This is a genomic window from Gordonia neofelifaecis NRRL B-59395 (genome assembly GCF_000192435.1).
GTDB lineage: Bacteria > Actinomycetota > Actinomycetes > Mycobacteriales > Mycobacteriaceae > Gordonia > Gordonia neofelifaecis.
Genome location: NZ_AEUD01000016.1, coordinates 36563 through 48774, shown reverse-complemented (window position 1 = coordinate 48774; position 12212 = coordinate 36563). Strand labels below are relative to the sequence as shown.

13 protein-coding genes are annotated in these 12212 nt (G+C 68.2%); 4 read left to right on the top strand and 9 right to left on the bottom strand.

Going from position 1 to position 12212, the window contains the following annotated elements:
* Positions 1-2 precede the first annotated feature (2 nt).
* Both SCNU_RS16375 and SCNU_RS16370 read left to right on the top strand, forming a co-directional pair.
* Entirely contained in the window at positions 3-785 is a 783-nt protein-coding gene (locus SCNU_RS16375) for an SDR family oxidoreductase (protein WP_009680517.1), read from the top strand.
* Positions 778-1914, top strand: coding sequence for a sulfotransferase family protein (locus SCNU_RS16370; RefSeq protein ID WP_009680516.1), 1137 nt, complete (start codon positions 778-780; stop codon positions 1912-1914). Before SCNU_RS16375 ends, SCNU_RS16370 begins: the two co-directional genes overlap by 8 nt.
* Before the next feature lie 73 nt (positions 1915-1987).
* Here SCNU_RS16370 and SCNU_RS16365 read toward each other — a convergent pair whose 3' ends face one another.
* Entirely contained in the window at positions 1988-2860 is an 873-nt protein-coding gene (locus tag SCNU_RS16365; RefSeq protein ID WP_009680515.1) for an alpha/beta fold hydrolase, read from the bottom strand.
* A gap of 193 nt (positions 2861-3053) precedes the next feature.
* Between SCNU_RS16365 and SCNU_RS16360 the strand changes: the two genes are divergently transcribed.
* The gene (locus SCNU_RS16360; protein ID WP_040518672.1) at positions 3054-4280 is read left to right on the top strand and encodes an Nramp family divalent metal transporter; all 1227 of its coding nucleotides are present in this window, start codon (positions 3054-3056) and stop codon (positions 4278-4280) included.
* A 215-nt stretch (positions 4281-4495) separates the two neighbouring features.
* On the opposite strand, the gene SCNU_RS16355 is transcribed toward SCNU_RS16360, so the two are convergent.
* Genes SCNU_RS16355 through SCNU_RS16340 form a run of 4 tightly spaced genes read right to left on the bottom strand, consistent with a single transcriptional unit; the run spans position 4496 to position 8663 of the window.
* Complete coding sequence (locus SCNU_RS16355) at positions 4496-5590, bottom strand: acyl-CoA dehydrogenase family protein (protein WP_009680513.1); 1095 nt, start codon at positions 5588-5590, stop codon at positions 4496-4498.
* Positions 5587-6579 (bottom strand): acyl-CoA dehydrogenase family protein, encoded by a 993-nt coding sequence (locus SCNU_RS16350; RefSeq protein WP_009680512.1) that lies wholly within the window; start codon positions 6577-6579, stop codon positions 5587-5589. Before SCNU_RS16350 ends, SCNU_RS16355 begins: the two co-directional genes overlap by 4 nt.
* A gap of 3 nt (positions 6580-6582) precedes the next feature.
* Positions 6583-7749 (bottom strand): acyl-CoA dehydrogenase family protein, encoded by a 1167-nt coding sequence (locus SCNU_RS16345; RefSeq protein WP_009680511.1) that lies wholly within the window; start codon positions 7747-7749, stop codon positions 6583-6585.
* Positions 7749-8663, bottom strand: coding sequence for an enoyl-CoA hydratase (locus SCNU_RS16340; protein WP_009680510.1), 915 nt, complete (start codon positions 8661-8663; stop codon positions 7749-7751). Before SCNU_RS16340 ends, SCNU_RS16345 begins: the two co-directional genes overlap by 1 nt.
* A gap of 189 nt (positions 8664-8852) precedes the next feature.
* Here SCNU_RS16340 and SCNU_RS16335 point away from each other — a divergent pair, with 189 nt between their 5' ends.
* A complete protein-coding gene (locus SCNU_RS16335) occupies positions 8853-10121 on the top strand; it encodes a Fic family protein (RefSeq protein ID WP_009680509.1) in 1269 nt (422 codons plus the stop codon).
* A 15-nt stretch (positions 10122-10136) separates the two neighbouring features.
* On the opposite strand, the gene SCNU_RS16330 is transcribed toward SCNU_RS16335, so the two are convergent.
* Genes SCNU_RS16330 through SCNU_RS16315 form a run of 4 tightly spaced genes read right to left on the bottom strand, consistent with a single transcriptional unit; the run spans position 10137 to position 12135 of the window.
* On the bottom strand, positions 10137-10586 hold the full coding sequence (locus tag SCNU_RS16330; protein ID WP_009680508.1) for a hypothetical protein: 450 nt from the start codon (positions 10584-10586) through the stop codon (positions 10137-10139).
* Positions 10583-11176 (bottom strand): helix-turn-helix transcriptional regulator, encoded by a 594-nt coding sequence (locus SCNU_RS16325; protein ID WP_009680507.1) that lies wholly within the window; start codon positions 11174-11176, stop codon positions 10583-10585. The genes SCNU_RS16330 and SCNU_RS16325 overlap by 4 nt, the downstream gene beginning before the upstream one ends.
* A 4-nt stretch (positions 11177-11180) precedes the next feature.
* A complete protein-coding gene (gene fdxA, locus SCNU_RS16320; RefSeq protein ID WP_009680506.1) occupies positions 11181-11531 on the bottom strand; it encodes a ferredoxin in 351 nt (116 codons plus the stop codon).
* A 4-nt stretch (positions 11532-11535) separates the two neighbouring features.
* Positions 11536-12135: a DUF2249 domain-containing protein gene (locus tag SCNU_RS16315; protein ID WP_009680505.1), complete on the bottom strand. Its 600-nt coding sequence runs from the start codon at positions 12133-12135 to the stop codon at positions 11536-11538.
* Positions 12136-12212 lie beyond the last annotated feature (77 nt).

Sequence of the window (12212 nt, the reverse complement as noted above, 5' to 3'; positions counted from 1 at the left end):
CGATGACAGGACTGCTCGACGGCAAGGTCGTCGTGGTGTCGGGAGTGGGGCCGGCGCTGGGCCGCGCGGTCTGCGTGCGATCCGCGGCCGAGGGTGCGCGCGTGGTGCTCGCGGCGCGGACCGAATCGCGGCTGGACGAGATCGCGGACGAGATCCGGGCGGCGGGCGGCGAAGCGCTGACCGTGCCGACCGACATCACCGACGACGCCGCTGTCGAGAACTTGGTCGAGCGGACCGTCGCCGAGTTCGGGCGCGCCGACGCCCTGGTGAACAACGCCTTCGCGCTGCCGTCGATGAAGCCGTTGGGCCGCACCGACTTCGACCAGATCACGTCGAGCCTGGACCTCACCGTGCTCGGGACACTTCGGGTCATCAAGGCATTCACGCCGGCGCTGAGCGAGGCGAACGGGTCGATCGTCAACATCAACTCGATGGTCATCCGGCACTCGGAGCCGCGCTACGGAAGCTACAAGATGGCGAAGTCGGCCCTGCTGTCGATGTCGCAGACGCTCGCCACCGAGTTGGGCGGCGAGGGCATCCGCATCAACAGCGTCGCACCGGGTTACATCTGGGACGACCAGCTCAAGTGGTACTTCGGCGAGGTCGCCAAGAAGTACGGCATCACCCCGGAGCAGGTCTACGAGCAGACTGCGGCGCGCAGCGACCTCAAGCGGCTGCCCGAGCCCGCGGAGATCGCGGACGCGGTGCTGTTCCTCGCCTCGGACATGGCTCGCGCGATCACCGGCCACACCCTCGACGTCAACTGCGGTGAATACCATGACTGACACGCGTACTTCGATCGGTACCGCCGACGAGCTGCACGAGGCGGCGATCCGCACGGTCGGACTCGACGACTTCGGCGGCGACGACTACCGCGAGGGGCTGGAGGTCCTGCTGTCGTCGTACGCGAGCTCGGCGGAGCTGGAGCCGTTGGGCAGCAAGATGTTCCGCTACTTCCTCAAGGGCGCGCTGGTGGCCCGGCTGCTGAGCGAGGCGGGCTGGAAGGCGAACCCCGGCTACACGGACGTTCCGGTGGAGCGGCCGGTGTTCGTCACCGGGCTGCCGCGGACCGGCACGACCGCGCTGCACCGGCTGCTGGCCGCCGATCCCGCCAACCAGGGCCTCGAGATGTGGCTGACCGAGTTTCCACAGCCACGTCCGCCGCGCGACCAGTGGTCGTCGAATCCGGTGTTCCAGCAGATCGACGCCGGTCTGTCGCAGCACCACATCGAGAACCCCGAGTTCATGGGGCTGCACTACATGGGTGCCGCCGAGGTGGAGGAGTGCTGGCAACTGCTCCGGCAGTCGCTCATGTCGATCTCGTATGAGTCGCTCGCGCACATTCCGGAGTACTCGGAGTGGTTGTCGCAGCAGGATTGGACGCCCGCGTACGCCAGGCACAAGCGGAACCTGCAGCTGATCGGATCCAACGACGTCGGTCGTCGGTGGGTGCTGAAGAACCCGAGTCATCTGTTCGCCCTGGACGCCATCATGGAGGTGTATCCCGACGCGATCATCGTGCAGACGCACCGCGCGCCGGAGACCATCATCGGATCGATGTGCAGTCTGGCCGAGCAGGCGACCGCGGGCTACTCGCGCGCGTTCACCAACGAGCGGATCGGCGCGACCCAGCTCGACCTCTGGTCGCGGGGGCTGCGGTCGTTCTCCCAGGCGCGGCGCAAGTACGACCCGGCGCAGTTCGTCGACGTCGACTTCGCGGATCTGCGGTCGGATCCGTTCGGCACGGTCGCCCGTGTATACGACGCGATCGGCACCGAGTACACCGGTCAGGCCCGGGCGGCGATGGTCGCACTGGACGAGGACTCGAAGTCGGGAGACCGGCGGCCACAGCACAAGTACGCACTCGAGGACTACGGACTGTCGCCGGACCAGGTGAAAGCGGCCTTCGCTTAGACCGAGCCCTCCCGGACCCGTGCTCCGAGCGCAGTGACCGCATGGTGGTCACTGCCCTCGGAGCAAGCGTTTCTCAGAGTCCGTGGCTGTCGAGGAACTGCTCGATGGCGGCGGCGAAGACCTCGTTGTCGTCGCCTGCGACCATGTGGCCCGCGCCGCTGACGTCCGCGATCTCGGCGTGCGGGATCAGTTCGCGCATGTTGTCGACGCCCGCGTCGCTGACGACGTCCGACTTGCCGCCCCGGACGACGAGCGTGGGTGCGATGACGGTTCGTGCCGCGGCGGCGAGGCGTGCCGGGTCGGTGTGCCTGCGGGGTTCGTCGCCCTCGCCTGAGGCGATGAACGCCGGATCCCAATGCCAGTACCAGCGACCGTCGTCGTGGAGCCGGACGTTCTTGCGGAGGCCGTCGAGGTTCTTCGGGCGCCTCCGTTCCGGGTTGTACGCGGCGATCGCGTCGGCGACGTCGTCGAGGCTTGCGAAGCCGTCGACGTGGCCGGTCATGAACTCCTTGATCCGGTCGATGCCCTGCTGTTCGACGTTGACGACGACGTCGACCATCACCAACGCGGCCGCCGTCTCCGGCTGCTCGCCGACCGTGCACAGCCCGGTGATCCCGCCGAGCGAGGCGCCGATGATGACCGGCTTCGACGGCAGATCGGCGAGGACGGCGCGCAGGTCGGCGACGAAGGCCTCCAGCGCGTAGTCGCCGTGCGGCGCCCAGTCGCTGTCGCCGTGGCCGCGGGAGTCGAGGGTGTAGACGTCCCGGCCGCGAGCGGCGAGCGCCGCGGCGGTCCGGTCCCACGAATGCCGGGTCTGGCCACCGCCGTGCAGTAGCAGGACGGGTGCCTGCGCACTGACTGCGTCGTCCGCGGGCGGCCAATGGTCGCCGCGCAGGGTGACGTCGTCGGTGGTGGTCGAGAAGGACTGAGGAGCGTTGTCTGGCATGACGCGTCCCTTCTGGGGGAGGGGAGAGAACTTCTCTCTTGTGGTTACTACATATCGATACGCGGGCCGCGGCCGGGTGTCCGCGACAAGGTGTGATCCGGTGTCTCCGGAGCAGTTCACGAAATCGTTTGGTGATCAGCCGCACATCTGAATTCGGTTGACCGAATCTTTCGTGAACGCCTAGCCTCAATTCATGTTGCGAGTGGGGCGTCGACGCGCGTCGATGAGGGCTGTCGGTCTGCTGGGGCCCGCCTTCGTCGCGGCGATCGCGTACGTCGACCCCGGCAACGTCGCGGCCAACATCACGGCGGGCGCCGAGTACGGCTACCTGTTGGTCTGGGTGCTCGTGGTGGCCAATGTGATGGCAGTGATCGTCCAGTACCAATCGGCGAAGCTCGGTGTGGTGACGGGCAAGACACTGCCGCAGACACTCGGCGAACGACTGCCGCGCCGGTCGCGGCTGCTGTTCTGGGCGCAGGCCGAACTCGTTGCGGGCGCCACCGACATCGCCGAGGTGATCGGCGGGGCCATCGCGCTCAACTTGTTGTTCGGCCTGCCGCTGCCCGTCGGCGGAGTGATCGTCGGCGTGGTGTCCATGGGCATCCTCACGATGGCCGACAGTCGATGTCAGCGGCGCTTCGAGACCGTGATCGTCGGTCTCCTGGCCGTCATCGTGATCGGGTTCCTGACGGGGCTGCTGGTGACCCCGCCGGATGTGGGCGGTGTGCTCGGCGGACTGGTCCCGAGACTGGCGGGACCCGAGACGGTGCTCCTCGCCGCATCGATGCTGGGCGCCACCGTGATGCCTCATGCGATCTATCTGCACTCGTCGCTGGTGGTGGATCGGCACGGACAGCCGGTCGGGGCGGGTCGCACGCGAAGACTGCTCTCGATGACCAGGGTCGACGTCGTCGTCGCGCTGGTGATCGCCGGGACGGTGAACATCGCGCTGCTCGTACTGGCGGCGACGAGCCTCTACGGACGCGACGGGACCGACAGCATCGAGGGTGCGCACGACGCCGTCAGGGATGCGCTGGGCCCGGTGGTCGCGGGGGCGTTCGCGGTCGGCCTGCTGGCCTCGGGGATCGCGTCGACCTCGGTCGGTGCCTATGCCGGAGGCGCGATCATGGGCGGCCTGCTCCAGCGGCGGATCCCGATGCTCGTTCGGCGGTCGGTGACGCTGATCCCGGCCGTGATCATTCTGGCGACGGGTGTGAATCCGACACTCGCACTGGTCATCTCCCAGGTGGTCCTGAGCTTCGGCATCCCGTTCGCGATCATCCCGCTGCGCCGGTACACCGCCGACCGTGCGCTGATGGGGGAGTTCGCCGACGGCCGGCCGTTGCGCTGGGGGTCGGCCGCGGCCGCGATCGCGATCGTCGTGCTGAACGTGGTGCTGATCGCGCTGACGTTCGCGTAAGTGGTGGGTTCCAGCGCGACTCGTTGGGTTTCGACTCACTCCGTTCGCTCAACCAGCGGTGAGAGGCAACGCAGCGATGGGAGGCCGCCACTCGCTGGTTGAGCGAACGAAGTGAGTCGAAACCGCTGGCGGTCGGCGGGGTCGGTCTTCGTTGGGAGGCCGCCACTCGTCGGTTTCGACTCGCTTCGCTCGCTCAACCAGCGGGCTGGGGTCCGCTACAACGACACCTGGGACAGGGCCTGGTGCGGCTGACCGAACAGCTGGGCGTCGGCCTGGGCACGCTTGAAGAACAGGCCGATGTCGTGTTCCCAGGTGATGCCGATTCCACCGTGCAACTGGATGGCCTCGCCGGTCACCGACATGTAGCTCTCGGAGCAGTACACGTGGGCGGCGGCGGCGAGCTCGGCCGCGTCGTCGCGGCCGGCGACCACGGCGTCGATCGCGGCGGCCGACATCGACCGCATCGCCTCGACCTGCGCGTACATGTCGGCCATCGTGTGCTTGAGGGCCTGGAAGGAGGCGAGGGTACGGCCGAACTGCTTGCGCGCCGACGTGTGTTCCACGGTCAGTTCGAGGGCCCGTGCGGCGCCGCCGACCTGTTCGGCCGACAGCATCGCCCAGGCGAGAGTCCGAATGCGGTCGGCGATGTCGGACGGCGAGGCGATGGTCGTCGAGACGACCTCGTCGAACGTCACCCGCGCCAACGGGCGCGTCGGGTCCAGGACCGGCAGCGGGGTGACCGTGACACCCTCGGCACCGGCGTCCACCTCGTGCAACGTGTGCGACGAATCGGTGCTGCCCGGGCGGCTCGCGATCACCAGGAAGACGTCGGCGGTCTCGCCGTCGATGACGTACTCGGCGGTTCCGCTCAGCAGGCCCGCCTCGGCGGTGACGCCAGGCTTCGACCACCCGGCGGCGCTCGCCCAGCAGAGTGCGCCGATCGTCTCGCCGGAGGCGAGCCCGGGCAGCAGACGGGCGGCGGCTTCGCCGTCTCCGGAGGCCAGAACCGCACCTGCGGCCAGCACGGCCGACGAGAACACCGGGACCGGTGCCAGGGCGGCGCCGACCTCCTCGACGGCCAGCGCGGTCTCAGCGAGGCTCGCGCCGGCGCCGTCGTGCTCCTCGCCGACGGCCAGCGCGGCGACGCCGATCTCGGCGCACAGCGTCTCCCAGAGCTTGCGGTCGACGCGACCCTCGGTCGTGATCGCGGTGCGGACCGCCGCCGAGTCCGACCGCCGGCGGAGGACGTCGCGGATGGATTCGGCGAGGGCGGCGCGGTCTTCCGCGCTGATCGGCTCCGGGGTCGTCACAGCGTCTCCAGAATCAGGGCGCGGTGCTCGGCGGGGGTGCCCCAGGCCGACACCAGCGCACGGGTCTTCGTCAGGTAGAGCGACAGATCGTGCTCGGCCGTGTAGCCGATGGCGCCCAGGACCTGCAGGGCGCGACGCGATGCCAGGTAGGCGGCGTCGGCGGCGGCGACCTTGGCCGCGGAGACGTCGCGGGCCACGTTCACGTCGCGGTCGGTCGAGGCGACCGGGGACTGCCAAGAGGCGTTCCCGTCGAGTCCGACAGCGGCGCCGTGGACCAACGGACGCGCCATCTCGATTGCGATCGCCACGTCGGCCAGGTGATGCTTCACCGCCTGGTACGAGCCGATGGCACGGCCGAACTGCTTGCGCGCCTTCGCATAATCGGACGCCAGATCGAGCATCGCCGATCCGAGACCGATCAGCTGCGCGGCGGTCGCCAGAGCGCCGAACTGAGCGACGGTGGTCTCGTCCGCCGCGCCGAGCGCGGTACCCGCGGTGACGTCGGCGACGGTCCGCGTCGGGTCCACCGACTCATGCTCGGCGATGACCTTGGCGGTCGACAGGGCGCCGTCACGCAGGAGGTACACGTCGGCGTCGGCCGGGGCCGCGGCGCGGAAGGCGGTGGCCGCCGCCGCGATCGTGGCCGGGCGGCCGCTCAGCAGCGTCTCGAGGGCGGTTCCCGCGCCGGCGGCGGCGAGTGCGGCCGGGACGGCGGCGAGGGTCTCGGCGACCGGGCCGGGGAGCGCGAATCGACCGACCTGTTCGGCCGCGACCACCATCTCGGTGGCGCCGGCTCCGGAGCCGCCGAGTTCGTCGTCGACGATCAGGCCGGTGATGCCCGCCTCGGCGAGCTGACGGTAAACCGCGAGAGCCGGGGCGCGATCGCCCTCGGACCACGAGCGGGCGACGGCCGAGCCGCCGGCCTTCTCGCCGATGGCGGCGACGGTCGCCGCGAGGTCGGTGTGGATGTCGTTGAGCAGGAAGTCCATGGTTTATCGGTCTCCGCGGGGCAGGCCGAGGAGTCGCTCGGCGATCACGTTTCGCTGAATCTCATTGGTGCCGGCGTAAATCGGGCCCGACAGTGAGAAGAGGTAGCCGTCGGTCCAGGCGTCGGTGAGTTCGGCGTCCGCACCCTGGAGGTCGAGCGCCGTCTCGTGGGCGGCGATGTCCCACTGCGACCAGAACACCTTGTTGATCGACGACTCCATACCGAGCTGGCCGCCTGCGGCGAGTCGGCTGACGGTCTGGTAGGTCGACAGTTCGTAGGCGCGTGCGCCGATCCACGCGTCGACGACGCCCTTGTCGGTGGCGGCGGTCGAGCGGGCGTCGGCGCCGCGGTCCTTCCACAGGTTCACCAGGCGGGCGGTGGCGGCGAGGAAGCGCCCCGGCGACCGCAGCGAGAGGCCGCGCTCGTTGGCGGCGGTGCTCATCGCGACCTTCCAGCCGTTGTTGACCTCGCCGATGACCCCCGAGTCGCCGGGGTTCGCGGGGTCGTCGGGCACGAAGACGTTCTCCAGGAACAGCTCGGCGAACCCGGCCTCGCCGTCGAGCTGGGCGATCGGGCGCACGGTGACGCCCTCGCTGCGCAGGTCGAACATGAAGTAGGTGATCCCCTTGTGGCGCTGGGCCTCCGGGTCGGTGCGGAACAGTCCGAAGCCCCAGTCGGCGAAGCTGGAGCGCGAGCTCCAGGTCTTCTGTCCGTTCAGCAGCCAGCCGCCCTCGGTCCGGGTCGCGGTGGACCGCAGCGAGGCGAGGTCCGAGCCGGCCTCGGGCTCACTCCACGCCTGACCCCAGATGTCCTCCGACCGCGCCATGCGCGGCATGATGCGGGCCAGCTGCTCGGAATTCGCGTGCTCGAAGAGGGTCGGCGCGAGCAGGAAGATGCCGTTCTGGCTGACGCGTCCGGGCGCGCCCGAACGGTAGTACTCCTCCTCGAAGATCAGCCAGTGCAGCAGCGGCTCGTCGCGGCCGCCGAACTCCTCCGGCCAGCTCACCACCGACATGCGGTCGGCCGCCATCTCGGCCTCCCACTTGCGGTGCGCCTCAAAACCTTCGGCGGTGTCCATCGAGGGCAGCGGCTCAGCCGGCACGTGCTCGGCCAGCCAGGCCCGGACCTCGGTGCGGAACGCCTGCGCGGCGTCGTCGAACAACAGCTCCATCAGGCCTGGCCCTTCTTCTCTGCGGCGTTCTTCATGCTCTTGGCGTCCATGCCACCCAGCGAGTCACCGGAGTCGGCGTCGTTGGCGGCATGCGCGTAGTGGTGCCAGCCGAACACCGAGTCCATGGCGTTGCGCATGCCCATCTGGTCCTCGCAGATGTTCACCGCCTTCTTGCTCAGGAACAGTCCCTGCATCGGCATCTCGGTCATCTGTGCGCACAACTCGTCGACCTTGGCGCCCAACTCGTCACGCGGGACGACGTGGTTCACCATGCCCCAGTCCAGCGCCTGAGCAGCGGTGAAGCGCTGGCCGGTGAACAGGATCTCCTTGGCGCGGCGAGCCCCGAGGACGTAGGCGTGCGCGAAGTACTCGACGCCCGGGATGCCCATCCGGGCGACGGGGTCGGAGAAGAACGCGTCGTCGGAGGCGACGATGAAGTCGGCCGACCACGCCAGCATCAGTCCGCCGGCGATGCACGCGCCGTGCACCTGGGCGATGACCGGCTTCGGGATCTCCCGCCACCGGCGGCACATGCCCATGTAGACCTCGATCTCGCGGGCGAGGCGCTGATTGCTGTCGAGCGGCGCGTCGTCGTTGCGGGTGTGATCCCAGTGCAGCGTCGCAGTGTTCTCGTAGTGGACGTTGAAGTCGCGCTCGGGCGTCCCGATGTCGTGGCCGGCCGAGAAGTGCTTGCCGTTCGCCCGCAGGACGATCACCTTCACCGCGGTGTCGTCGACGGCCTTGCGGAACGCCGCGTCGAGCGAATACGTCATCACCGAGTTCTGCGCGTTCCGGTAGTCCGGGCGGTTCAGCGTGACATAGGCGACGGCCCCGGCGGTCTCATACGCGACGGGCGAGGTGTCGGGCCCGAGGTCGTCGGGCCCCAACGGGGGAGGGATGACGGCGTTGCTCATGCCTTCAGACTCTAACCTAGCAAGTGCTTGGTTGGTAGCCGGGGTCGCGGATGAGCGATGGCGTCACATGCCGAAGGCGATGTGGAATGACGTGCCCTGATGGTGCTCTATTTGATGTAGATCGTAAGCAACATCAAATAGGGAGTATTCTCATGTCACCTATCTGCTGCAAAACGCGAAGGGAGTGGGATGGCGTACCGAACTCTCAAGTCGATCTTTCATCAGCGGGACCGTGCGGGCGCGGATGTTGAGGAATCGTCCCGACGTGAGTCGCCAGCGACGATCAGTTGGGACCTGCGGATCGGCGATCACCGGATGTTCGCACTCATCACTCCCGAGGTCGCGGCCTTGATCGAACGGATCATGTCGTACGAACCCAGGATCCGGCACGAGTGGGACGGCCTGCCCGATCGTGCACGCGACGATTACCTGGACCGCATGATCGTCGACGAGATCCAGGCGACCAATGAGATCGAGCAGGTGCGATCCACGCGCAAGGAGATCAACGACGCGCTGCGAGCGCTGGCAGACGAACGGCAGACCGGCAGCAAGCGGTTCATCGAGATGGTGCGCCTCTACCTAGACATCGGGAAGCCGGAGGCGCGGGGCCCGGAGTCCTTGGACGACATCCGCTTCGTGTATGACGCGGTGACGGCGGGCGAGATCAGTGACGACGACGCACCAGACGGCGAGCGGTTCCGGAAGGGGTCGGTCTCCATCGAGTCCGGCACCAAAGTCGTGCATACGGGACTGGTGCCGGAGTCGGCGATCGACCAGGCGCTGACGTTGATGATGAGTCAAGGGCGAGACGAGTCCGTCCCGCTGTTGGTTCGAGCCGTCGTCGCGCACTTCATCTTCGAGTACACGCATCCGTTCTACGACGGCAACGGCCGCACGGGCCGGTACCTCTTGGCCTTGGATCTCCGCCAGGTACTGGCGCCGTATGCGAGTCTGGCCCTGTCGGCGACGATCGCCGACAACAAGGACCGCTATTACCGCGCATTCGCCGAAGCGGAGGACCCTTTGAATCGCGCAGATCTCACGATGCTCGTCATCTCGATTCTGGAGATCATTGCGGAGGCCCAACACCGGCTGTTGATCGACCTGTCGGATCAGCGGGCGAAGATTGATGCGCTCGGCGCGCGAATTCGGGATCTGCTGGACGACCAGTTCCCCGAAAGGCTTGGGCTCGATCCAGACTCTGACCCATCGTTGCGCCGTACGGACATCGGCGCACTGTTCTTCGTCCTGGGTCAGGCATGGTATTTCGATGCGAACCGGGCGGTCAAGCTGCAGACGCTGACTCGGGCGGCAGCTCGATCGACACAGTTCGTCCGCCGGCGGATCCAGTCGCTCGTCGACGCCGGCGTGGTCGAGACCGTGACCCGGAAGCCGCTGCGCTTCCGGTTGACTGAGGCGGGCGCGGAGCTTCTCGAGCTCGATCGGGCGACGTCGTAGTCGACGCGATCGGGCTCAGTGCGCGGCCAGTCCCATTCCGACCGGCGCACTGACGATGAGGATCGCCAGTATCGCGAGGTACGCGTAGGCGGCGAGGGTCCGTCGTCGTGCCAGCGTGCGGCCGATCCACCACGTCGTCGCCAGCACGATCAACAGCAGGACGGCGCCGACGTCGACGATCACCGTCGACGAGCTCAACGAGCCGAGCACGACGACCACGTTCGCAACCAGCCAGCCGGTGAGCTGCAGGACTTGGAGTTGAGCCGGCACGGGTGCGTCCAGTCGCTGCTGCGCAGCGCCGATCACGATCAATGCGACGCCGCACACCAGCACCAGGTAGGCGGCGAGCCAGCTGCCCTTCGCGAGGTCGAGCGGGCCGGTGACCGCGCCGACCAGACCGCCCGCGACGACGAAGGCAGCGCCGCACGCGGTGAATGCGTCGACGCGCACCGCGAGCGCGGTCACCGTGCGGCCGCGGTGATCGAGGCCAGGCAGTGGTCGCCGTCGACGAAGGCGTCGAGGCGTACCCGAGAGGCGTCGAGGCCGTGCGCGTCGAGGACGCCCTGCATGATTCCGCGGTGGATCGAACAGGTCACGCCCGGATGATCCTTCGCCAGTTCGAGAAAGGGACAGCGGTTCAGTCGGATGCCGTCGTCGACCGGTTCCGGCGCGAAGCCGAAGTCGTCCAGGACCGACATCAGGTCGTCGACCGGATCCGCCGAGCCGTGTGCGCGGCGCGCACCCCAGGATCGGCCCGCGGCGGTCGCGTGTTCGACGGCTCTCGGCAGTTCGGTGAGCGCCTGGATCGCGACTCCGGCGAGGAGCTCGTAGTTCCGGGGGCCGGATGGGTCCATCGCCGGTCGGGACTGATAGAGCAGCCGCGGTCGGCCGGGGCCGTCGTGTCTGGCGGTCTCGGTGACGACGAGACCGTCGTCGACCAACGCCCGGAGGTGGAACCGGACGGTGGTCGGCGCGATGCCAGTGGTCATCGCCAGGTCGGCGACGGTAACCGGCGCGTCGGCCTCGTGCAGGGCGGTCAATACGGCGTCGCGCATGCGGTCAGTGCTCGATGTCCTGCGGCGGCAGGGACGCGACGAGCGGTCCGTCCGAGCCGACCGGTCCGATCTTCGCCGCGCCGCCCGGAGATCCGAGCGGCGCGTCACGGCCGGGCAGTGTCGTCACGAAGAAGTCGGCGTTGTCGGTGGTGTACGGCGTCCACTCGTCGGGCAGATCGTCCTCGTAGAAGATGGCGTCCACCGGACACACCGGCTCGCAGGCACCGCAGTCGACGCATTCGTCGGGGTGGATGTACAGGCTGCGGCCACCCTCGTAGATGCAGTCCACCGGGCACTCCTCGACGCAGGCCCGATCCATCACGTCGACGCACGGCAGAGCGATCACGTAGGTCACGCGATCACCGGCCCGGACGGAAGGGCTCGATGGTGAGCGACGGTTCCCGGTGCGAATGAACGGTCAGGTAGTTCAGCCCGTCGGGCCCCGAGGTGAACGAACGATGCGAGTGATGCGGGAGCCACAGCAGGTCGCCCGCGGTGATCGCGACGTCGCCGGTCTCGGTGCCGAGCGTTCCGGATCCGGAGATCACGTGCACCAGCACGTCCACTTCGCCGCCCCGATGGGTGCCGATCGCGCCGCCCGGTGCCAGGCGGATCAGATTGGAGTCGAGGCCGCGGCCGCCGAAGTCGAGCTTCCAGGCGACGTCGGCGGCGTCGACCTCCCGCTGTGTCAGCTGGGCGGTGTTGCCGAGCTTGCGGGCCGGCGCGGCCTCGGTGGCCTTGCTGATCCGGATCCGGTAGTTCCGCTTCTCCCGAACGAGGTACTCCCAGCCGTAGCCGCCGGGCAGCTTCTCTTCGAACTCGTCGTGCAGATGCCGTGGGTCGTGATCGTTGACCAGCACGATCGCTTCGCCGATGTCGAGCGACTCGAAGATCCCGAAGATCTTCGGGTGTCGCTGGGGCTTCGGGATCTCGCGAACATCGAGGGTGACGTCGGACATCGGCTGATCCTCCCAATAAAAACAAAATGATCTTGTAAAAAATCTAGCGCGGTCGGTCTGGATGGGCAATCGCGGGT